The organism is Tamlana crocina (genome assembly GCF_012037625.1).
In genome coordinates this window covers 92,608-113,311 of record NZ_JAAVJS010000005.1, presented here as the reverse complement: position 1 = coordinate 113,311, position 20,704 = coordinate 92,608, and the positions used below count along the sequence as shown (strand labels likewise).

General features: G+C 39.3%; 18 protein-coding genes. 11 read left to right on the top strand and 7 right to left on the bottom strand.

The window, feature by feature from the left end:
* Positions 1 to 24: 24 nt before the first annotated feature.
* The 6 genes from porV to HC176_RS04940 all read left to right on the top strand — a co-directional run bounded on the left by porV (position 25) and on the right by HC176_RS04940 (position 6,470).
* Positions 25 to 1,266 carry a type IX secretion system outer membrane channel protein PorV gene (gene porV / locus HC176_RS04965; RefSeq protein WP_167917071.1) on the top strand — a complete coding sequence of 414 codons (1,242 nt, stop codon included), beginning with the start codon at positions 25 to 27 and terminating at the stop codon, positions 1,264 to 1,266.
* A 137-nt stretch (positions 1,267 to 1,403) separates the two neighbouring features.
* Entirely contained in the window at positions 1,404 to 1,886 is a 483-nt protein-coding gene (gene cdd / locus HC176_RS04960; protein WP_167917070.1) for a cytidine deaminase, read from the top strand.
* 206 nt (positions 1,887 to 2,092) lie between these two features.
* On the top strand, positions 2,093 to 3,091 hold the full coding sequence (gene pdhA, locus HC176_RS04955) for a pyruvate dehydrogenase (acetyl-transferring) E1 component subunit alpha (RefSeq protein ID WP_167917069.1): 999 nt from the start codon (positions 2,093 to 2,095) through the stop codon (positions 3,089 to 3,091).
* A 3-nt stretch (positions 3,092 to 3,094) separates the two neighbouring features.
* On the top strand, positions 3,095 to 4,726 hold the full coding sequence (locus HC176_RS04950; RefSeq protein ID WP_167917068.1) for a pyruvate dehydrogenase complex dihydrolipoamide acetyltransferase: 1,632 nt from the start codon (positions 3,095 to 3,097) through the stop codon (positions 4,724 to 4,726).
* Between the two features lie 87 nt (positions 4,727 to 4,813).
* Positions 4,814 to 5,794: a M20/M25/M40 family metallo-hydrolase gene (locus HC176_RS04945; protein ID WP_167917067.1), complete on the top strand. Its 981-nt coding sequence runs from the start codon at positions 4,814 to 4,816 to the stop codon at positions 5,792 to 5,794.
* Positions 5,787 to 6,470, top strand: coding sequence for an SDR family NAD(P)-dependent oxidoreductase (locus HC176_RS04940; RefSeq protein WP_167917066.1), 684 nt, complete (start codon positions 5,787 to 5,789; stop codon positions 6,468 to 6,470). Before HC176_RS04945 ends, HC176_RS04940 begins: the two co-directional genes overlap by 8 nt.
* Positions 6,471 to 6,474: 4 nt before the next feature.
* Here the strand turns inward: HC176_RS04940 and HC176_RS04935 are convergent, their stop codons facing one another.
* Positions 6,475 to 7,197 (bottom strand): YdeI/OmpD-associated family protein, encoded by a 723-nt coding sequence (locus HC176_RS04935; RefSeq protein WP_245234839.1) that lies wholly within the window; start codon positions 7,195 to 7,197, stop codon positions 6,475 to 6,477.
* 163 nt (positions 7,198 to 7,360) lie between these two features.
* On the opposite strand from HC176_RS04935, the gene HC176_RS04930 reads away from it, so the two are divergent.
* From HC176_RS04930 to HC176_RS04920, 3 genes are read left to right on the top strand one after another with little or no spacing between them, the layout of a single operon-like run.
* A complete protein-coding gene (locus HC176_RS04930) occupies positions 7,361 to 7,954 on the top strand; it encodes a SprT-like domain-containing protein (RefSeq protein WP_167917065.1) in 594 nt (197 codons plus the stop codon).
* Positions 7,955 to 8,014: 60 nt separating this feature from the next.
* On the top strand, positions 8,015 to 9,094 hold the full coding sequence (locus HC176_RS04925; protein WP_167917064.1) for a mannose-1-phosphate guanylyltransferase: 1,080 nt from the start codon (positions 8,015 to 8,017) through the stop codon (positions 9,092 to 9,094).
* 3 nt (positions 9,095 to 9,097) lie between these two features.
* Positions 9,098 to 10,573 (top strand): DUF389 domain-containing protein, encoded by a 1,476-nt coding sequence (locus tag HC176_RS04920; RefSeq protein ID WP_167917063.1) that lies wholly within the window; start codon positions 9,098 to 9,100, stop codon positions 10,571 to 10,573.
* Between the two features lie 6 nt (positions 10,574 to 10,579).
* On the opposite strand, the gene HC176_RS04915 is transcribed toward HC176_RS04920, so the two are convergent.
* Both HC176_RS04915 and HC176_RS04910 read right to left on the bottom strand, forming a co-directional pair.
* Positions 10,580 to 11,347 carry an ABC transporter ATP-binding protein gene (locus HC176_RS04915; RefSeq protein ID WP_167917062.1) on the bottom strand — a complete coding sequence of 256 codons (768 nt, stop codon included), beginning with the start codon at positions 11,345 to 11,347 and terminating at the stop codon, positions 10,580 to 10,582.
* Complete coding sequence (locus HC176_RS04910) at positions 11,347 to 12,084, bottom strand: MlaE family ABC transporter permease (RefSeq protein ID WP_167917061.1); 738 nt, start codon at positions 12,082 to 12,084, stop codon at positions 11,347 to 11,349. Before HC176_RS04910 ends, HC176_RS04915 begins: the two co-directional genes overlap by 1 nt.
* A gap of 106 nt (positions 12,085 to 12,190) precedes the next feature.
* Between HC176_RS04910 and pafA the strand changes: the two genes are divergently transcribed.
* Together pafA and HC176_RS04900 are read left to right on the top strand one after the other, a co-directional pair.
* Complete coding sequence (gene pafA, locus HC176_RS04905; protein ID WP_167917060.1) at positions 12,191 to 13,846, top strand: alkaline phosphatase PafA; 1,656 nt, start codon at positions 12,191 to 12,193, stop codon at positions 13,844 to 13,846.
* Positions 13,846 to 14,652 (top strand): DNA/RNA non-specific endonuclease, encoded by an 807-nt coding sequence (locus tag HC176_RS04900; RefSeq protein WP_167917059.1) that lies wholly within the window; start codon positions 13,846 to 13,848, stop codon positions 14,650 to 14,652. The genes pafA and HC176_RS04900 overlap by 1 nt, the downstream gene beginning before the upstream one ends.
* A gap of 102 nt (positions 14,653 to 14,754) precedes the next feature.
* On the opposite strand, the gene HC176_RS04895 is transcribed toward HC176_RS04900, so the two are convergent.
* From HC176_RS04895 to gcvP, 4 genes are all read right to left on the bottom strand, one after another.
* Positions 14,755 to 15,603 (bottom strand): glycosyltransferase family 2 protein, encoded by an 849-nt coding sequence (locus HC176_RS04895; protein ID WP_167917058.1) that lies wholly within the window; start codon positions 15,601 to 15,603, stop codon positions 14,755 to 14,757.
* Positions 15,600 to 16,502 (bottom strand): FkbM family methyltransferase, encoded by a 903-nt coding sequence (locus HC176_RS04890; RefSeq protein ID WP_167917057.1) that lies wholly within the window; start codon positions 16,500 to 16,502, stop codon positions 15,600 to 15,602. Before HC176_RS04890 ends, HC176_RS04895 begins: the two co-directional genes overlap by 4 nt.
* Positions 16,503 to 16,593: 91 nt before the next feature.
* Entirely contained in the window at positions 16,594 to 17,652 is a 1,059-nt protein-coding gene (locus tag HC176_RS04885) for a 3-oxoacyl-ACP synthase III family protein (protein WP_167917056.1), read from the bottom strand.
* A 101-nt stretch (positions 17,653 to 17,753) separates the two neighbouring features.
* Positions 17,754 to 20,603: an aminomethyl-transferring glycine dehydrogenase gene (gene gcvP, locus HC176_RS04880; protein WP_167917055.1), complete on the bottom strand. Its 2,850-nt coding sequence runs from the start codon at positions 20,601 to 20,603 to the stop codon at positions 17,754 to 17,756.
* Positions 20,604 to 20,704: the final 101 nt, after the last annotated feature.

Sequence of the window (20,704 nt, the reverse complement as noted above, 5' to 3'; positions counted from 1 at the left end):
TATTTGCTAACTAAAAATGAATTCATGAAGAATAGATTATTGCTATTATTAGCATTTGCTTTTGCCTTAAAAACCAATGCCCAAGAAACTACCGTGATTATACCTAACGAAAACGATTCGAGGGTAATTACAACAGGTGTTCCGTTTGTGCTCATTGCACCAGATGCGCGTGCCGCAGGTATGGGTGACATGGGGGTGGCTACCAGTGTAGATGCCTTTTCTCAACAATGGAACTCATCAAAATATGCTTTTTCAGAAACCAAATCGGGAATCGGGGTAAGTTACACGCCGTACTTGAGTAAATTGGTGAATGATATTTTCTTAGGAAACCTAACTTATTTCAACCGTTTGGATGAACGGAGTGCCTTCGGGGTGAGCTTGAAATATTTTTCTTTGGGGGATATAGAATTTGTTCCAGATGAATTTTCAGAGCCGCTTATTCAGCGTCCCAACGAATTAACTATTGATGCATCTTATGCTTTGCGTTTGTCCGATCAATTCGCGATGTCGGTAGCTATGCGCTATTTGCGTTCCGATTTAAGATTAAATGGTGTTGATGGCGATGCAACGGCAGCCAATACTTTTGGAGTTGATATTTCTGGGTATTACCAAAGTGAAGAGCAGGCCTATTCTGATTTTAACGGAAGGTGGCGTGGTGGTTTTGCCATTCAAAATGTGGGGCCAAAATTTAAATATGATGAAGGAGGAACAGAAAACTTTCAGCCAACCAACTTACGCTTAGGGGGTGGCTTCGATTTTATTTTCGACGATTACAATAAAGTGTCGGTAACGGCCGAAGTGGCTAAATTGTTAGTGCCAACACCGCCTAAATTAGGAACGGAAATTGTTTTTGAAGACCAAAACGGAAATGGTACTTACGAAGAGGATGAAGACAATTTAATCCGGGAAACCGAAAACGTTATTTACGAAGGGCAGTCGCAAGATGTTAGCTTTTTGTCAGGAATATTCCAGTCTTTCGGTGACGCACCGGGCGGATTCAGTGAAGAGTTAAAAGAGTTTACTTGGGCTTTGGGTGCCGAGTATACCTATCAAGATTCTTTCGCCTTCCGTGGTGGTTATTTCAACGAAAGCGAAGAAAAAGGAGCCAGAAAGTTTTTGGCATTGGGTGCCGGGTTTAAGGCCAACGTGGTAAATATCGATTTGTCGTATTTGTTCTCCGCATCAAAAGTACAAAGTCCATTAGAAGGAACATTGCGATTTTCGTTAACCTTCAATATTGGCGCTGGAGAGTATTACGAATACTAGATGCTATCATCATCCTGAGCGAAGTCGAAGGGTTGTTTCAGTATCTCAATATGAACAGTTAGATAAAAAAAACTATTGCTTGGGCGATAGTTTTTTTGTTTAACAGAGTTTGTTATTTTTACTGAACACACGTCTATATGAAAGAAATAAAAATAGAAACAAAATTAAGACTTTTTGAAGGTTTGGGAGAACTCCCGATCGATGCTTTTAATTTGATGCAAAGCGCCATAAACGCTAGAACAAAGGCTTATGCGCCCTATTCCAATTTTAGCGTTGGTGCGGCCATCCTTTTGGATAACGGTGCAGTGGTCACCGGAAGCAATCAAGAAAACGCGTCTTACCCCTCAGGGCTATGTGCCGAGCGCACGGCAATTTACGCGGCCGGAGCACAGTACCCCGATGCGAAAATGTTGAAAATGGCTATTTGTGCAGGTTCAAAAACCAATATAACTCAAACGCCGATACCGCCGTGCGGGGCGTGTAGGCAGGCCATTTCAGAATATGAAATAAAACAAAGTACACCTATCGAAATTTATTTCATGGGGGAAACAGGTCAGGTTGCCCAATCCCTTTCCATAAAAAATTTGTTGCCTTTTATGTTCGATAAGTCTGTGCTTTAGGCTGTTTTACGTAGTTTTAAGTTTGCTTAATCGATTGAAGTTTTGAATAAATCTACAATTGCTTAAAAATTATTGTTAAATATTTAAAGAAGAAAGACAGAAGTAAAATATTTATATTTTTTTTACTTTAATGAAATTGGGTTTTTCCAATACGGCACAATGTGTTACTTTTGTATTTCGCTTATAAAAAATTATAAAAGTATTCCATGCAAAAAATCACAAAAGAGGTTTACCTCAAATGGTATGAAGACATGTTATTCTGGAGAAAGTTTGAAGACAAACTAGCTGCAGTATATATTCAACAAAAAGTAAGAGGATTTCTTCACTTGTACAATGGTCAGGAAGCAGTATTGGCAGGAGCCTTACACGCCATGGATTTGACCAAAGATAAAATGATAACCGCCTATCGTAACCACGTTCAGCCAATAGGTATGGGTGTGGACCCAAAACGCGTTATGGCCGAATTGTATGGAAAAGGCACAGGGACTTCTCAAGGTTTGGGTGGTTCTATGCATATCTTTTCAAAAGAGCACCGTTTTTATGGCGGTCATGGTATTGTTGGTGGGCAAATTCCTTTAGGAGCGGGTATTGCTTTTGGTGATAAGTACCACGGTAGCGATGCAGTTACTTTATGTTGTTTTGGTGATGGTGCAGCCCGTCAAGGGTCGCTTCACGAGGCATTCAACTTAGCTATGCTTTGGAAGTTGCCAGTAGTATTTGTTTGTGAAAACAACGGATACGCCATGGGAACTTCAGTAGAAAGAACAGCCAACCATACCGAAATTTGGAAATTAGGTTTAGGCTACGATATGCCATGTGGACCAGTGGATGGAATGAACCCAGTAAAAGTGGCCGAAGCATTCGATGAAGCCATTCAAAGAGGTCGTCGTGGTGATGGCCCAACATTCTTAGAGCTTAAAACATACCGATATAGAGGACACTCTATGAGTGATGCCCAGCACTACAGAACAAAAGAAGAAGTAGAAGAGTACAAGAAAATTGATCCAATAACGCAAGTAAAGGACATCATTGTTGAGAAGAAGTATGCTTCTGAAGATGAAATAAAAGAAATAGATAAGCAAGTAAAGGCACGCGTTTCTGAATGCGAAAAATTCGCAGAAGAATCACCTTGGCCAGAAAAAAGCGTGATGTACGATGCCGTTTACGAACAAGAGGATTATCCATTTATTCAACACAAAATATAAGCTATGGCAATAGTAGTAAATATGCCGCGTTTAAGCGATACCATGGAAGAAGGTACCGTTGCGGCTTGGTTAAAAAAAGTAGGAGATAAAGTAGAGGAAGGCGATATTTTAGCTGAAATTGAAACCGATAAAGCCACTATGGAGTTTGAGTCTTTTAACGAAGGGACGCTGCTTCATATTGGGGTTCAAGAAGGCGAAACCACAAAAGTAGATGAGCTTTTAGCCATTATCGGGGAAGAAGGTGAAGATATTTCTGGCTTGTTGAATGGTGGTACTGCTTCCGCGGAAGAAAAAGAAGAAACGGTTGAAGAGGCTTCAAGTGAAGCAGAGGGTTCTCAAGAAAGTGAAGCACCTGCTCAAGAACTTCCAGAGGGTGTTATTGTGGTTACCATGCCTCGATTAAGCGATACTATGGAAGAAGGAACGGTGGCCACTTGGTTGAAAAAAGTAGGTGACAAAGTAGAGGAAGGTGATATTTTGGCTGAAATCGAAACCGATAAAGCGACTATGGAATTCGAATCGTTCCAATCGGGTACTTTATTGGAGATTGGGTTGCAGGAAGGCGAATCGGCAAAAGTAGATTCTTTATTGGCAATCATCGGCCCAGAAGGAACCGATGTTTCTGGTGTAGCTGCTAATTTTTCTGCTGGACCTGCTAAGAAGGAAGATGCTCCAAAACAAGAAGCACCCAAAAAAGAAGCGCCGAAAGCGTCAGCTTCTAAATCTGAATCAAAATCCAGTGCGCCAAAACCAACGCCTGTTACAGAAAACGGACGCGTGTTTGTGTCGCCATTAGCGAAAAAACTAGCCGATGAAAAAGGCATCAACTTAACAAAAGTACAAGGCTCTGGTGAAAATGGACGTATTGTTAAGCGCGATATAGAAAATTATGAACCAGCTGCAGCTGCTGCCGAAAGCGCTGCTCCAGTTACAGGCTTTGCTGTTGCGGGCGAAGAGAAAACTGAAGAGGTTAAAAATTCTTCTATGCGTAAAGCGATTGCTAAATCATTGGGTAATTCTAAATTCAGTGCGCCACATTTCTACTTAAATATTGAAGTAGACATGGATAACGCTATTGCTTCACGTAAAACAATCAACGAGATTCCAGATACCAAAGTATCTTTTAACGATATGGTGGTTAAGGCTTGTGCAATGGCATTGGCAAAGCACCCTCAAGTAAATACTACTTGGAGTGATAATGTAACTAAATTCCACAGTCATATTCATGTAGGAGTTGCTGTTGCGGTAGACGACGGATTGGTGGTGCCGGTAATTAAGCATACCAACGCATTGAGCTTAACCCAAATCGGTTCTGCTGTGCGCGATTTAGCGGGTAAAGCTAGAAACAAGAAAATAAAGCCAGACGAAATGACGGGCAGTACCTTTACAGTTTCTAATTTAGGAATGTTCGGTATTGAAAGTTTTACATCAATTATTAATCAACCAAACTCAGCGATTTTATCGGTTGGGGCTATTGTTCAGAAACCAGTGGTTAAAAACGGACAAATTGTGGTTGGTAATACGATGATGTTGACTTTAGCTTGCGATCACCGTACTGTTGACGGTGCCGTAGGTGCACAGTTCTTACAAACCTTAAAAACATTTATTGAGAATCCTGTAACTATGATTGCATAGTTGTAAATCCACTCAACTAACAATACAAAAACCTGTTTCATTCATTTGATGCAGGTTTTTTTTATCTTTAGTTTTTAAAATTTCAGCATGAACAAATTCTTAGTTTTTTTAAGCGGTTTAACGTTATTGGGTTGTGGCTCACAGCAGAGGATTGCCGAAGGAAATACTGCGGAAACCAGTATTGAAAAGTCAATTGTTAAGTTACCGAAAACCGATATGAAATCGGCTTTGGAATATTTAGCTTCCGATGCATTAAAAGGCAGGCAAACAGGATCGGTAGGGTTAGAGTCGGCGGCACAATTTATCGAAAGGGTTTTCAAAAAACATGAGGTTCAGCCTTATTTTGAAACGTATCGCGACAGCTTTAAAGTAAAGACGTTAGATGGTTATAATATTGTGGGATATCTTGAAGGCCATGATTCAGAACTGAAAAATGAATTCGTTGTTCTCGGTGCCCATTACGACCATATAGGCATTGTGGAAGCCGTTGATGGTGATAATATTGCCAATGGAGCCAACGACGACGCTTCGGGAACAGTAGCGGTTTTAGAGTGGGCAAAATACTTCGCCAAAACCAAAACCAATAAACGCAGTATATTATTTACGCTTTATGATGCCGAAGAAATGGGGTTAAAAGGTTCGGAACATTTAGCCGAAAGACTTAAAACAGAAAATTTGGATTTGTACACCATGATTAACTTTGAAATGGTGGGAGTGCCCCGAGCTGAGAGTAAAACTTTAGCTTATATAACGGGTTTTGAACTGACCAATATGGCTGAAAAGCTAAATGAATATGCACAGGATAAGGTTGTTGGCTTTTTGCCACAAGCCAAGCAGTATAATTTGTTTAAGCGCTCTGATAACTATCCGTTTTACAACGCTTTTAAAATTCCAGCACAAGCCATTTCAACCTTCGATTTTACCAATTTTGAATATTACCACCACGTTGATGACGAAGCCGATAAAATGGATTTAGTCCACATGCAAAACTTTATAAACAAAATGATACCGGCGTTAGAAGGCATGATTAACGCGCCAACCAAAGAAATAAAATTGAGCAATGAGTAAAAACATCATTATAACAGGAACAAGCAGAGGGATTGGTTTTGAATTGGTAAAATTATTTTCAAATGCTGGGCATCAGGTGTTGGCGCTTTCTAGAAACGATAAGTCCATTCTTGATTTGGGATTGAAAAACACTACTTGTTTTTCCTTCGATTTGACAGATGAAGATGCCTATGCAAAAGTTGAAAATTTCATAAATGAAAATTGGCAACAAGTTGATGTTCTGATAAACAATGCCGGCATGCTGTTAAATAAACCGTTTTCAGAAATATGCATGCAAGATTTCGAGGCGGTTTACAAAACCAACGTTTATGGTGTTGCCGAATTAACCAGAGTGACATTGCCTTTTATGAAAGAAGAAAGCCATGTGGTAACCATTAGTTCCATGGGAGGCGTTCAAGGCAGTATGAAGTTTCCGGGCTTGGCCGCCTACAGTTCCAGTAAGGCCGCCGTAATTACTTTAACCGAATTACTCGCGGAAGAATATAAAGAATCAGGAATATCATTTAATGTGTTGGCTTTAGGTGCAGTACAGACCGAAATGCTCGAGGAAGCTTTTCCGGGTTACCAAGCGCCAACCACCGCACAGGAAATGGCAGAGTATATTTTTAATTTCTCACTAACAGGACAAAAATATTACAACGGTAAATTGTTGCAGGTTTCTAATTCTACGCCTTAGCAAGTTAATTTTTTCTTTTTTGATATTTATCATGCAAGCCTTCCCCATTTAAAATTTTACCGGTACATTTTTCAATTCGGGAAATTCGGGTTTTAGATTGTTTTGGGGCAGAAAAGTAAAGAATGTACCCGCGTTGTCGTCCGGGAGTCAAGGCTTCGAAGGCGGATTTTAAAGTGGGGTCTTCTTCAAATTTTTGTTCCAATTCTTCGGGGAGCGGTTCGGGAGACTTTTTAAATTTAATTTTCAACCCTGCTTTTTCGGCTTCGATGGCTTCAAAAATGTAAGCTTTGATATCGCTTTCCAGAGATTTGATTTTATCGGTGTCGGTAAATTTAATCAACCGAACGGCTTGCGAGTTTTCGCCTGGCCTTTCTAAAATGTTTTTGGAATCGTTCAGCAAAGTGCCTTTAAAAAAACTGATGGCACTATGGTTTTTAAAAGCACAAAGCATCAATACATTTTTTTCATTGTAAGTGTAGGTGGGCATGCCCCATTTGCTTTCTTCGGTGAGTCCGCATTGTAAAACCAGTTTTCTCAACAGTTCCAATTCCGTAATCCATGTGTGTACTTTGCAGTCTGGGGTGCCGCCGAGAGAGCATCTTCCGCAGCCTGCTTCAAAATATTGCTCTACCGTTCGGGTCATTTCCATGGGTTCAGTTTTTGTTTGCTTTAAACGAATTTCAGCATTTTTTACAACAATATCAAATTTGTGTTTGAAGGTAAGCATTATTCGAAAGGGGTTTTCACGATGAAAATTATTTTTCTTGGGAAGACGTCAATCACATTACAGAATTTTGCGGCGGTAGTTTCAGGACCAATTAAAATAAAGTATTTGTTAAGGCGCATTCTATTGTAGTGGGTTTAAGAAAATTCTTTTTATTTTAGCAGTAATGCAAGAACGACTTCAAAATTACATTCCGCCAAAAGCATTGCCCAGAATTTTAGGTTTATTGGAGCATGAACATTTAACGGTTAAAATTAAGAAAGAACGCAAAACCAGGCATGGCGATTATATGCGTTTGCCCAATGGGAAGCACCAAATAACCATAAATTCAAACCTTAACCCATATCGTTTTTTAATCACTTTAGTGCATGAAGTAGCGCATTTTGAAGCTTATAACAAATACGGAAAGTCTATAAAACCACATGGAGCTGAGTGGAAAAAAACGTTTCAGCATTTAATGTTACCGTTTTTAAATCCGGAAGTGTTTCCTTTGGAATTATTACCGCTTTTGGCAAAGCATTTTAAAAATCCGCGGGCATCGAGCGACACCGATGTGCCTTTAGCCTTAGCCTTAAAGCAATTTGACGAACCTAACGATAAATCGTATGTTTTTGAAGTACCTTTAGGGCAGGAGTTTAAACTCTATAACGGAAGGATCTTTAAAAAAGGGAACAAGCGCGTAAAGCGCTTTGAGTGTATTGAGGTTAAAACAGGTAGAATGTACTTGTTTAATCCCAATGCCGAAGTCGAAATCATTTAATAATGAAGCACGCATTATTGGCGAAAAGCTGATGTGTGTTTCAGATAAAATAAAATACTTATGAATAAAAATTATTATGCCATATTAATGGCCGGAGGAGTAGGATCGAGATTTTGGCCTGTGAGTACGCAAGATTTTCCTAAGCAATTCCACGATATGCTGGGCACGGGCGATACATTGATACAGAAAACATTCCACCGTTTGGCCGATTTAATCCCCAAAGAAAATATTTATATTTTAACCAACGAGCGCTATAACGATTTGGTGTTGGAACAACTTCCCGAAGTCACCCAGAAACAAGTGGTTTTAGAGCCTGCCATGCGTAACACAGCGCCCTGTATTTTGTACGCTTCCTTAAAAATTCAAAAGGAAAACCCAGATGCGGTAATGATTGTGGCGCCCAGCGACCATTGGATTGAAGACGAACAAGCCTTTTCGAAAAACGTAAAACAGGCATTCGATTTTTGCCAAGAAAATGATGCTTTGATGACATTGGGCATTCAGCCCACGTTTCCGAACACAGGCTATGGTTATATTGAATTTGATAAATCGGCTTCCGAAGATATTAAATCGGTAAACCAGTTTAGGGAAAAACCGGATTACGATACCGCAAAGGAGTTTATCGCCAAAGGGAATTTTCTGTGGAATGCAGGCATTTTTATGTGGAGCGTAAAAAGTGTGGTTGAAGCTTTTAAAGGTAATCAACCCAGTTTGTACGCTCATTTTGAAGCGGGGATTTCAGCATATAATACCGAAGCCGAAGCCGCTTTTATTGAAGAAAACTACCCGAAAGCAGAAAACATTTCGGTAGATTATGCCATTATGGAAAAATCGAACAATGTGTATGTGATTGCTGCAGATTTCGATTGGAACGATTTGGGTACTTGGGGAAGCCTTTATGATAAATTGGATAAAAGTGAAAACGGCAATGCGGTGGTTAACGCTAGAACACTGGTTGAAGATGCTACCGGAAATATGATAAGCACCCCAAAAGATAAAATTGTGGTAATTGACGGCATTCAAGATTATATTATTGTTGATAAAGACGAAGTTTTGCTTATCTTTCCTAAGTCCAAAGAACAAGATATTAAGCAAACACTCCAAAAAGTAAAGGACAAGTTTGGTGAGCAATACGGCTAGAATATGAGCGAAGAAAGCAAATTCAATTTCTCTGAGGAAGAGGAGAAAAAGAAAGTAAACGTTGAGCAGTCTAAAGAAGAAATAAAAAAAGAGGCTCAAGGTTTGGCGGCAAGCGTTAGTAAGTTTTTAAAAGAACTTTTAGATTTTAGAGACGATACCGATAGAGAAGCCACCATTACAGCGATAAAGGCCGATATTTCTTTTAAAGGTGCAACAGCTTGGATTTTGGTCTGTTCTATTTTTGTGGCTTCCATAGGCTTAAATGCCAACTCTACCGCTGTGGTTATCGGTGCCATGTTAATTTCGCCATTAATGGGGCCTATTTTGGGTGTTGGGCTATCTATAGCCATAAACGATATCGATACCCTAAAACGGTCGCTGGTCAATTTGGCCATTATGATTGGGCTCAGTTTAATTACTGCTTTTTTATTCTTTTGGCTCTTTCCGCTTAGTGAAGAAACCTCCGAACTTTTAGGGAGAACCCGTCCTGATATTCGGGATGTGCTCATAGCCTTTTTTGGCGGATTGGCGCTCATTATCGCTCGTACCAAAAAAGGAACAATCGCTTCGGTTATTTTTGGTGTGGCCATTGCCACAGCTTTAATGCCGCCCTTGTGTACGGCAGGATACGGTCTTGCAGAAGGCAATCTGCTTTATTTTGGCGGGGCCATGTACTTGTTTACCATCAACACCATTTTTATTGCTCTGGCTACGTTTTTAGTTTTAAAACTACTGCGGTTCCCTATGTTGCGGTATGCCAACTCGCAAAAACGCCGTTTTATTTCGAGGATAGCTACAGCTTTGGCGGTGGTAGTGATGATTCCCGCCATATGGACTTTTATTAATGTGCTTACTGAAAGCCGCTACCAAAGAGATTACAACAATTTTATAAAAAACGAAGTAGAATCGAACGAAAACTTGTGGCTTCAAAGGCATAGTATGAATATGGATACTCAAACCATATCACTTTATTTTAATGGGGAGCTTAACGATGCTACTATCAGCGATTTGGAAAACGAGCTGGAAGATTACGAAAACATTCAATATTTTAAACTGAATATCTCGGGGAATAAAAACAGAAGTTCCGATAAAATTTTAGAGCTTTACGATAAAGCCACCATTGAAATTGAACAAAAAGATTACGTTATTAACGGGCTTAGGGAAGAAATTGAAACCCTTAAAAATAATGTAGTGAGTTTGAATGACCAATTGGAAGACAAAGCTAAAAAGGCGAACGTAGTGTTGTATTCAAGCCTGGCGAAAGATGCCAAAATTAAATTTTCGGATTTAACTTATTTCGGAATGGCCAAAATGCTGGAATCTACCGATTTCATTAAAGTAGATACGGTTGACGTGGTTAGCGTAAAATGGAACACAAAACTTAAAGATAGTGTTAAAACTAAAAGGGAAGATGAACTGAAAACCTGGCTAAAAACTGTTCTTAAAACGGATAAACTAAAGCTGCTTAAAGAAAAGTAGAACCGTTTATTGGTCTTCTTCTAAATACATTTTACGCACTTTTTTAAATAATTCTGAAGAGTAAACAAAGTTGGTAACGGCTTCGTTGTCGGTTTTAAAGATGTTCTCGTTAGAGCCTTCCCACTCTTTGAGCCCATGTTTTAGAAAAACGATTTTTTCACCAATTTCCATTACCGAATTCATATCGTGCGAATTAATTACGGTGGTTATTTGGTATTCGTCGGTAATTTCTTGAATAAGGTTATCGATAACCATTGACGTTTTAGGGTCGAGTCCGGAATTGGGTTCGTCACAAAACAAGTATTTGGGCTTGTTTACAATGGCACGTGCAATGGCCACCCGTTTTTGCATACCACCAGAGGCCTCACTTGGCATTTTTTTATGGGCGCCTTCTAGGTTAACCCGCTTTAAAACAAAATCGGCTCTATCCTGCATTTCGCTTTTGCTCTGTTTGGTAAACATTTTTAAAGGGAACATCACGTTTTCTTCGATGGTCATGGAATCGAAAAGAGCACTACCCTGAAAAACCATACCTATTTCGGCACGCAGGTTACGTTTTTCATCCTCAGAGAGTTTTGAAAATATCTTTCCGTCGTAGGCAATACTGCCTTGCTCGTAATTAAAAAGTCCCAAAAGGCATTTTAAAAATACTGTTTTTCCCGAGCCACTTTGCCCAATAATCAAGTTGGTTTTTCCTTTTTCAAAAGTGGTACTAATGCCTTTTAAAATATGGGCATCCCCAAACGATTTGTGTAAATCCTTAACTTCTATCATTAGCCTAGCATCATATCGGTTAATAAATAATTCAATAAAATAATAACTACCGAAGTCCAAACGAAAGCCGTAGTACTTGCTTTTCCTACTTCAAGTGCCCCGCCTTTCATATAATAACCGTAAAACGAAGGAACGGTGGCCAAAATAATGGCAAACACAAAGGTTTTTATAAAGGCATAAATAACGTGAAAGGTCTCAAAATCGGTTTGTATTCCGGTAATGTAATCTTCTACCGTGGAATAGCCTCCAAAAACGCAGGCAGCCATACCACCTAATATGCCCAAAAACATACCAATGGCAATGGCAAACGGGTAAAGCATTAAGGCTATGGTTTTAGGAAACACCAGATAATTTAACGAATTTATGCCCATAACTTCCAGTGCATCAATTTGTTCGGTAACACGCATGGTGCCAATGCTGGAGGTGATAAACGACCCTACTTTTCCAGCCATAATAATCGAGGTAAAAGTAGGAGCAAACTCTAAAATTATAGATTGTCGGGTAGCAAAACCTACCAAATACCTTGGGATTAAAGGGTTGTCAATGTTTAAAGCAGTTTGAATGGTAATTACCCCGCCCACAAAAAACGAAATGAATGCAATTATACCCAACGACCCGATGATGAGGTCGTCAATATCTTTAAGAATTAATGAACGCATCACCGGCCATTTGGTGGGCTTGCGAAACATTTCAATAATCATTAAAAAATAAGACCCTATATTTTGAAGGTAAGTCATAAGTAAATTTGTTGTGCTAAAGTAAAAAAAAGTTAGGGGTATTTAACTTTAATTTTAAATTATGATGTTTTTAAAACTGTATTTTTGGCCAAAATTGAAGAAAAAAATGAAAAATATAATACTTGGTATCCTTTTAATGTCAGTGGCATTTTCTTCGAGTTCGCAAAGTATTTCCGTTTTGGATAAAACCGAAAGTGAGCTTTCCAGACCTAAACTTGTAGTTGGGATTGTGGTTGATCAAATGCGTTACGATTACCTAACCCGTTTTTATAATAAATATGGCGATGGAGGTTTTAAACGTATGATGGCCGAGGGCTTTAATTGTAAGAACAACCATTACAATTATATTCCAACTAAAACGGGGCCGGGGCATGCATCGGTTCATACGGGTACCACTCCAAAATACCATGGTATAATGAGCAACGATTGGTATGATAAAGCAACCAAATCGATGGTATACTGCGCTGGAGATGATAACGTAAATTCTGTAGGTACATCCAAGCACGAAGGAAAGATGTCGCCACATCGTATGTTAACAACCACTTTTGCTGATGAAAACAGATTGTTTACACAAATGCGTGGAAAAACTATAGGTATTTCCATCAAGGATAGAGGAGCTGTTTTACCAGCCGGACACACTGGTAATGCCGCCTATTGGTTTCGAGGGAAATCTGAAGGCAAGTTTATTTCAAGTACCTATTACATGGAGGAGTTACCGAAATGGGTGCAAAATTTTAACGCATCCAAAACCGTACAATCTTATTTAAAGCCATGGAATACCTTGTATGATATATCCACCTATGACGAAAGTGGAAGCGATTTAAATGATTTTGAAGGTACGTTTATTGGGAAAGAAAACGCCACCTTTCCGTACGATTTAAAAAAGTTAAATAGAGTTAACGGAGGCTTCGATATTATAAAAACCACACCTTACGGTAATAGCATAGTAACCGATTTTGCCATGGCGGCCGTTAAAGGCGAGCAACTTGGGGAGGATGAAATAACCGATGTTTTGGCGGTGAGCTATTCAAGCACCGATTATATCGGTCATAAATTTGGTGTAAATTCCAAAGAAGTTCAAGATACTTATTTGCGTTTGGATTTGGAGCTGGAACGCTTTTTCAACTTTTTAGATGAAACCGTTGGAAAGGGAGAATACACTTTATTTTTAACAGCCGATCACGCTGCGGTTGAGGTACCGGCCTATTTAAAGTCTGTAAAAATTCCAGCGGGTTACTTGGATAATAATCAGCGTAAAAAAGATTTTAACAACTTTCTAGTTGAAACCTATGGCACCAGTGACATTTTGGAAAACGTTAGTAACGACCAAATTTTTCTAAACAGGAAGAAAATAAAAGAATTAGGATTAAATTTAAAAGAAGTACAAGAGGCCATTATGTACGAACAATTAAGTTACCTTAATGTTTACAAGGCTTATACAGCCACTACCATGAGCTCTGTAAATTTTGTTGATGGTATTGAAGCGCTTTTACAAAAAGGCTTTAACCAAAAGCGCTCGGGAGATGTACTGTTGGTTAACGATCCTGCTTTTATTTCCTATGGTCGCACAGGGTCCACTCATGGTTCTGGAATGAACTACGATACCCACGTGCCCTTGTTATTTTTTGGAAAAGGTATAAAAAACGGACATACTTTTCAAAAAACAGAAATCACTGATATTGCTCCAACTATGTCCGCACTTTTAGGTACCAGTTTCCCTAACGGGGCTATTGGACAGCCTTTGGAGTTTGTAATTGAATAATGAGTAAGAGAACGATATATTCGGTTGTGGCGATTCTAATTGTTATTGGAATTTATGGCTATGAACACTTTTTAAAGGAAGAAGAAAAAGACGAAGCCGTATTTGAAGGGACTCAAGTCAAGACCGAAACAAATGCCTATTTTTTGCCAAGCAGTACCACAGGGCAGGTAGTGCACCACGACGGTTATTCGTTATCTTATAGCGAAACCCATGAACAGGCCGAATGGGTCGCTTACGAATTGAAAAAATCACACCTTTCTAGCACCAACCATAAACGCCCGTATTTTGAAATTGACGAAGCTGTAAAAACCGGTGCGGCGCATTGGCGCAATTATAAAAATTCGGGTTACGACCGCGGGCATTTATGCCCGGCAGGCGATAGGCGTTACACTAAACAAGCCCACGATGAAACGTTTTTAACCAGTAATATTAGTCCGCAAGAACATCAGTTCAATTCAGGTATTTGGAATACTTTGGAGCAAAAAGTGCGTTATTGGGCTAGTAAATATGATGGTGTTTTTGTAATAACTGGAGGGGTTTTGAAAGAGGGATTGGAAACCATTGGAGAGGAACAAGTTTCCGTGCCCAAGCAATTTTACAAAGTGCTTATTGATGCGAACAACGGTAACCCCAAAATGATTGCTTTTTTAATGCCGCACCAAGATTCTAAAAAACCGCTTTACGAGTTTGTAGTATCGGTTGATTCTATTGAAAAACTCACAGGGATTGATTTTTTTCCTCAATTGGACGACACTATCGAAAATAAATTGGAAGCTTCAAGCAGCTATAAAGGCTGGAGTTTTTAGTTTTGTTAGAAGTTAGTTGTATTGTCATGCTGAGCGCAGTCGAAGCATCTTCAAATTGTTGTGAAAAGATTGCCTCGATTTTTTTTACTTGAAAGACTCAAATTATACCGATTTACCCAACATCCCCTTCCAACGTAAATTCCTAATAAATTTTCCTTCGTCTTCCGAAACTAAAAAAACTACCTTTTCTTGTTTTGCTTTAAAGTAACCCGCCATGTAATCGGTAAATAGGGCAAAACTGCCTTTTTTGTAAGCCAATTTTAATGCCGAAATTAATGTGATGAAAAAACCGTAACGCATTTTATACATGGCTTCGCCCTGTAAATATTTTGAGGCTTTATTGTAGCTTATGCCCGTGGGTTTTAGGTGTTTTACGTGAAGCGATTCATCGGTTAAAATTTCCCAGCCGTAAAATTTGGCTAAAAGTTCGTCCACTGTATCCCATCCCATGGAGCGCTTTAGTTTTCCTATTTGTAAAAAGCAGTCTTTTCGATAGGCTTTCAAAGCGCCCCGAATATGGTCTTTTCGAGTAAGGTTTTCCAATACCCAATCGCCGTTTTTTTCAATATAGCAAAAGCCAGAAGCCATGCCCAATTTCAGGTTGTTATTAAAATGGGAGGCCAATTTTTCTAAATAATCCTTCGGAAAAATTAAATCGGCATCAAATTTACAGATTACATCATAGTTGTCATTGAGAGCTTCAAACCCTTTGTAAAAAGCATTAATAATTTTAGATCCTGGTAAATGTTGGTTCGACGATTTTGAATTCACCAATGAAATAAAAGGATGCCTTTCGGCATAGGCTTCAACAATATCCTGTGTTTTGTCGGTAGAGTTATCGTTTACCACAACAATTTGTTTCGGCAAATGGGTTTGCTTGGATAAAGAATCTAAAGTAAGCCCGATCGAGCTTTCTTCGTTATGCGTGGGAATGATGATGGTGAAGTTCATTCTTTAACTATAAAATCTGAAATTAAATTTAATTTAGATTTTGGAACAAAAAAACAATTCCTAATACCATTATCAAAATCCCTTTTTATTGATGAGGTTCTTACTAAACCATTTTCCGTATGGTTGTAAAATTCAAAGTTTAAAGAGGTAAAAAAATCATCTAATTCTCCTTCAATAGTATTGAAAAGTGTTTCACATATTACAATGGGTTCTAATTTTTCAATAATTTCTTTACCAGAATTCAAAATGTCTATTTCCGTGCCTTCAGTGTCGATCTTGATTAAATCGATGTTTTTTAAGTTTTCAGATTTCACAAAATCGGCTAAAGTTGTAGCGGTTACGGTATTCTTTACAAAATTTCTTGAAGTTGTTTTTGTGCCTGCGTTTCCTTCGCCTGCTAAGTTATGTTTAAGGTATTTATATTTTTTACTTTCTACCTCATAAAAATCGATTAAACCTGATGTGTTGCTTAATGCCAAATCGATAGCTTTTATGTTTTTTTGAAAATTATTTAATTTGATGTTCTCATTTAAAAAATGCTTAGGGCCGATAGCCGGCTCGAAAGCATAGGCCTTAATATTGGGGTTTGATTTTGCTGCTATTAACGAATAGTAGCCAATGTTAGAACCAATGTCAAGAAAACAATTTACATTCTTTGATAGTTTTTCAAAGATTTCTGAGTATTCGAATTTTTTGTATCCGTTCCAAAATAGTAATTGGGTTAAGTAACTGGTTTGGTTGGTGGCAATTTTTATTTTACCCGAATCAGTTTTAATATTTACAATTCCAGAAGGAGGGATTTTAATTTTTTTTGGCAAGAAGGGAGAAAAAAAACTGTTAATGTTACGAATAATCCAGTTAAAGTTGTTTTGATAAATTAAGAAATAAAAGACTTGCATAAAGAGGATAAATTAAAAAACTCCAGCACAATACTGGAGTTAGTTCAAAAGTAAAAAAAATATTTTACCAATCATCTTCTTTCTAATAGTGTTAATATTGATACACAATAGCATTAATATGCATACCAGCACCAACACTAGCAAAAATAACAATATCGCCTTTGTTTAAACTATGCCCTTCCAATTGCTTGCGTTTTACTAAATCCAAAAGGGTCGGGACTGTGGCCACCGAACTATTTCCTAACTTTTGGATGCTCATCGGCATCACACCTTCGGGGATGGCCGTTTTATACAAGCGGTAAAAACGCTTTAAAATGGCCTCGTCCATCTTTTCGTTGGCCTGATGTATAAAAATCTTTTTTACGTCTTTAATGTCCACACCGCTATTGTCCAAACAAGTTTTCATAGCCTTTGGCACATTGGTAAGCGCAAACTCATAGATTTTACGCCCGTCCATTTTAATGTAGCGGGTGTCTTGTGGCAGTTCTGGATTGTTTGACTTTCCGAAGAACAAATAGTAGGCTTCATCATAAGTGAAACTGGCTGTTTCGTGTGCCAAAATACCGCCTTCTTCATTGCTGGCTTCAACTATAGTAGCACCGGCACCATCGGAAAAAATCATGGCATCTCGGTCGTGTTTATCGGTAACGCGTGATAGGGTTTCTGTGCCAATCACCAAGCAGCGCTTCGCCATGCCCGATTTAATAAAGGCTTTGGCTTGTATAACGCCTTCCACCCAACCAGGGCAACCAAACAATATGTCGTAGGCCACACATTTGGGATTTTTAATGCGTAAACTGTGCTTTATTCTTGAGGCCAAAGAAGGCAACATATCGCCCTGAATGGTGTTATGTTTAACATCGCCAAAATTGTGTGCCGCGATAATATAATCGATAGTTTCGGGATCGATATTGGCATCTGCAATGGCTTTTTCGGCAGCAAAAAAACCTAAATCAGAAGAATTTAAATGGTCTTTTGCGTAACGACGTTCTGCAATCCCGGTAATTTCCTTAAATTTTTCAACAATAACCTCGTTAGGAGCGTTTATGGCCGAACCATCTGCATTTAAAAAGGTATGGTTATGGAAGGCCGTATTTTTTTCTACGGTACTGGGTATGTAGCTGCCCGTTCCTGTGATTTTAATGTTCATAAATCAAATTGCCTTGAAACAGTTTATACGTGCTAATATAGTTTGACCGAGCAAACATGCCAATTTGCTCCTATTAAAATTTACGATGTTCAACCTGTATTTTATGCTTCAGCATAAGCCTCGATTGGGGTGCAAGAGCACACTAAATTGCGGTCTCCATAGGCCTCATCCACGCGGCGAACGGTTGGCCAAAATTTATTATTTCTAATATAATCTAACGGAAAGGCCGCTTCCTCACGCGTGTATGGGAAATCCCAATCGCTGGAGGTTACCATGTTTAAAGTATGCGGCGCATTTTTTAATACGTTGTTCGGGTTGTCTTTTGAAACCTGATCAATTTCCTTTTTAATAGAAATCATGGCATCGCAAAAACGGTCTAATTCAGCTTTGCTTTCACTTTCGGTAGGCTCAATCATCAGCGTTCCAGCTACGGGGAATGAAACCGTTGGCGCATGGAAACCGTAATCAATCAATCGTTTTGCAATATCGCTCACTTCGATGCCGTGGGCCTTAAACGGACGGCAATCTACAATCATTTCGTGGGCGGCTCTACCGCGTTCGCCAGAGTATAAGGTATCGAAACTGCCTTGAAGACGTTGTTTTATATAATTGGCGTTTAAAATGGCTGTTTTGGTAGCAGCGGTTAAGCCTTCTGCGCCAAGCATTTTAATGTATCCGTATGAAATTAAACAAACTAAAGCCGAACCAAAAGGCGCAGCCGAAATGGCCGTAATGGCTTTTTCGCCTCCTGTTTTTATCACGGGATTGCCCGGTAAAAACGGAACTAATTGTTCGGCAACGCAAATGGGGCCAACGCCAGGACCTCCACCACCATGGGGGATAGCAAAGGTTTTGTGTAGGTTGAGGTGGCATACATCAGCACCAATGTTTCCAGGGTTGGTTAAGCCTACTTGGGCGTTCATGTTGGCGCCGTCCATGTACACTTGTCCGCCATTATCGTGAATGATTTTGGTGATTTCCTTAATGGCCGACTCGTAAACACCGTGGGTGGATGGATAAGTCACCATCAAGCACGATAGATTATCCTTGTGCAATTCGGCTTTGGCTCTTAAATCGTCAACATCGATATTGCCTTCGTCAGTCGATTTCGTAACCACCACTTTCATTCCGGCCATTACCGCAGTAGCTGGGTTAGTACCATGTGCAGACGATGGTATTAAACAAATGTTTCTGTGATGGTCGCCACGCGATTCGTGGTAAGCTTTGATAACCATTAAGCCTGCAAATTCACCCTGAGCACCAGAGTTAGGTTGTAAGGATGTTGCGGCAAATCCTGTTATTTCAGTTAATTGGTCTTCCAGTTCTTTTAAAACTTTGGTGTAGCCTTTGGCTTGTTTTAAAGGCGCAAAAGGATGGATATTGGCCCATTTGTAAATGCTTAATGGTAACATTTCTGAGGCGGCATTGAGTTTCATGGTACATGATCCCAATGAAATCATCGAATGATTAAGAGCCAAATCCTTGCGCTCTAAATTTTTCATGTAGCGCATCAATTCGGTTTCAGAATGATACAGGTTGAAAATCGGGTCGGTTAAAAAATCTGATGTTCTTTTAACGGTACTGTCGATGCTGTTTTCATCAGTAATGTTTGAAATAACAATGGTTTCTTCGTTTGCCGCTTCAGCAAATACCGAAATTAAGTAGTTTAAATCTCTTATGGAAGTAGTTTCGTTAATAGAAACCGTTACCGTTTGCTTGTTAGGGTAATACAGGTTGACCTTTTTTTCGGTGGCTACTTTTTTAATTTTCTTCGCTTTGGTTTTTATTTGAAGCGTATCAAAATAAGAGCTATTCACTTGTTCGTAACCTAATTTCTTTAAAGCATTCGCCAGAATTACGGTGCGGTTGTGGACTTTGTTGGCAATAAATTTTAGTCCTTTTGGGCCATGATACACGGCATACATACTCGCCATAACGGCCAATAATACTTGTGCCGTACAAATATTTGATGTGGCTTTATCGCGTTTAATATGCTGCTCGCGGGTTTGCAAAGCCATACGCAAGGCTCGGTTGCCATCCATATCTTTGGTTACGCCAATTATACGCCCGGGGAGGTCACGTTTATAAGCTTCCTTGGTTGCAAAATAGGCAGCGTGAGGACCTCCATAGCCCATAGGGATACCGAAACGCTGGGTGGTACCCACTACTACATCGGCACCAAATTTTCCGGGGGCTTCCAGTTTTACCAAACTCAAAATATCGGCAGCTACGGCAACTTTTATTCTTGAATCATTGGCTTTTTTTATAAAGGACTTTATGTCGGTGATTTGCCCATGTTTTCCAGGGTATTGTAAAATGGCTCCGAAGAAATCTTCAGAAAAATCGAATTCTTCTTCCTTACCAACGATTAGTTCCACACCAATAGGGGTTGCTCTAGTTTGTAAGGTAGAAAGTGTTTGCGGTAAAATATGTTCAGAAACAAAAAACTTGTTGATGCCCGCTTTTTTCTGGTCGCGCTCACGAACGGCAAATAGTAAGCTCATGGCTTCGGCTGCTGCAGTAGATTCATCTAAAAGCGAGGCGTTGGCAATTTCCATACCGGTTAAATCAATTACCATGGTTTGGAAGTTTAAAAGAGCCTCTAATCTACCTTGTGCAATTTCGGCTTGATAGGGCGTGTACGCCGTGTACCAACCCGGATTTTCAAGAATGTTACGTTGGATTACAGCAGGCATAATGGAGGGGTGATAGCCTAAACCAATGTAAGTGGTGTATGCTTTGTTCTTTTTTGAAAGCTCATGAATATGCAATAAATACTCATATTCTGTCATGGGCTCGTCCAGTTTTAACCCGTTTTTTAAACGGATGTCGTCCGGAATAGTCTCGTAAATCAATTGGTCTAAACTGTCAAGACCAAGGGCGTTTAACATTTGTTTTTGTTCGGCTTCACTGGGGCCGATATGACGTAGGGCAAATGCGTTTGTATTCATGAATTTTAGGTTTTCAAAAAATGATTCGCAAAAATAAGCATTATTTAAGGCTTTTTATTGCATAAAATGGAAAGTTTTCAACCGCAAGGAAGTCTTATCAA

Excerpts from the sequence above, each read along its gene's own strand:
- HC176_RS04890 (WP_167917057.1), bottom strand. The coding sequence starts at position 16,502 with ATGCAAGTCTTTTATTTCTTAATTTATCAAAACAACTTTAACTGGATT.
- cdd (WP_167917070.1), top strand. The coding sequence starts at position 1,404 with ATGAAAGAAATAAAAATAGAAACAAAATTAAGACTTTTTGAAGGTTTG.
- HC176_RS04895 (WP_167917058.1), bottom strand. The coding sequence starts at position 15,603 with ATGAACTTCACCATCATCATTCCCACGCATAACGAAGAAAGCTCGATC.
- HC176_RS04885 (WP_167917056.1), bottom strand. The coding sequence starts at position 17,652 with ATGAACATTAAAATCACAGGAACGGGCAGCTACATACCCAGTACCGTA.
- pafA (WP_167917060.1), top strand. The coding sequence starts at position 12,191 with ATGAAAAATATAATACTTGGTATCCTTTTAATGTCAGTGGCATTTTCT.
- HC176_RS04925 (WP_167917064.1), top strand. The coding sequence starts at position 8,015 with ATGAATAAAAATTATTATGCCATATTAATGGCCGGAGGAGTAGGATCG.
- HC176_RS04900 (WP_167917059.1), top strand. The coding sequence starts at position 13,846 with ATGAGTAAGAGAACGATATATTCGGTTGTGGCGATTCTAATTGTTATT.
- HC176_RS04915 (WP_167917062.1), bottom strand. The coding sequence starts at position 11,347 with ATGATAGAAGTTAAGGATTTACACAAATCGTTTGGGGATGCCCATATT.
- HC176_RS04920 (WP_167917063.1), top strand. The coding sequence starts at position 9,098 with ATGAGCGAAGAAAGCAAATTCAATTTCTCTGAGGAAGAGGAGAAAAAG.
- HC176_RS04930 (WP_167917065.1), top strand. The coding sequence starts at position 7,361 with ATGCAAGAACGACTTCAAAATTACATTCCGCCAAAAGCATTGCCCAGA.
- HC176_RS04940 (WP_167917066.1), top strand. The coding sequence starts at position 5,787 with ATGAGTAAAAACATCATTATAACAGGAACAAGCAGAGGGATTGGTTTT.
- HC176_RS04945 (WP_167917067.1), top strand. The coding sequence starts at position 4,814 with ATGAACAAATTCTTAGTTTTTTTAAGCGGTTTAACGTTATTGGGTTGT.
- porV (WP_167917071.1), top strand. The coding sequence starts at position 25 with ATGAAGAATAGATTATTGCTATTATTAGCATTTGCTTTTGCCTTAAAA.
- pdhA (WP_167917069.1), top strand. The coding sequence starts at position 2,093 with ATGCAAAAAATCACAAAAGAGGTTTACCTCAAATGGTATGAAGACATG.
- HC176_RS04910 (WP_167917061.1), bottom strand. The coding sequence starts at position 12,084 with ATGACTTACCTTCAAAATATAGGGTCTTATTTTTTAATGATTATTGAA.
- HC176_RS04935 (WP_245234839.1), bottom strand. The coding sequence starts at position 7,197 with ATGCTTACCTTCAAACACAAATTTGATATTGTTGTAAAAAATGCTGAA.
- gcvP (WP_167917055.1), bottom strand. The coding sequence starts at position 20,603 with ATGAATACAAACGCATTTGCCCTACGTCATATCGGCCCCAGTGAAGCC.
- HC176_RS04950 (WP_167917068.1), top strand. The coding sequence starts at position 3,095 with ATGGCAATAGTAGTAAATATGCCGCGTTTAAGCGATACCATGGAAGAA.